The 447-nt window shown below is 63.5% G+C and carries 1 protein-coding gene; it reads right to left on the reverse strand.

Annotated elements, in window-relative coordinates; all coding sequences use genetic code 11:
* On the reverse strand, positions 1–411 hold a 411-nt coding region (locus AACY08_RS29775; protein WP_339472679.1), incomplete at its 3' end, for a S1 RNA-binding domain-containing protein.
* Positions 412–447 lie beyond the last annotated feature (36 nt).

The raw sequence follows: 447 nt of genomic DNA on the forward strand, positions 1-447 counted from the left end.
CACCAGGCCTTCGACGCCGGCTTCCAGCTCCACGAAGGCGCCGTAGTCGGTGATGTTGGTGATGCGGCCGGTGAAGCGGGCGCCCATCGGGTACTTGGCGTCGACGCCGTCCCATGGGTCGGACTGCAGCTGCTTCATGCCGAGCGAGATGCGCTGGGTGTCCTGGTTGATGCGGACGATCTGCACCTTCACTTCGTCGCCGATGGCGATGACTTCGCTCGGGTGGTTGACGCGCTTGTAGCTCATGTCGGTGACATGGAGCAGGCCGTCGATGCCGCCGAGGTCAACGAACGCACCGTAATCGGTGATGTTCTTGACGACGCCGTCGATGATCTGGCCTTCAGCGAGGCTGAGGATCAGGCCCGAACGCTGCTCGGCGCGGGTTTCTTCGAGGATCGCGCGACGCGACACGACGATGTTGCCGCGCTTGCGGTCCATCTTGAGGAT

Origin of the sequence: Pseudomonas sp. EL_65y_Pfl1_R83, from assembly GCF_963970695.1 — a bacterium.
Classification (GTDB): Bacteria; Pseudomonadota; Gammaproteobacteria; order Pseudomonadales; family Pseudomonadaceae; genus Aquipseudomonas; species Aquipseudomonas tritici.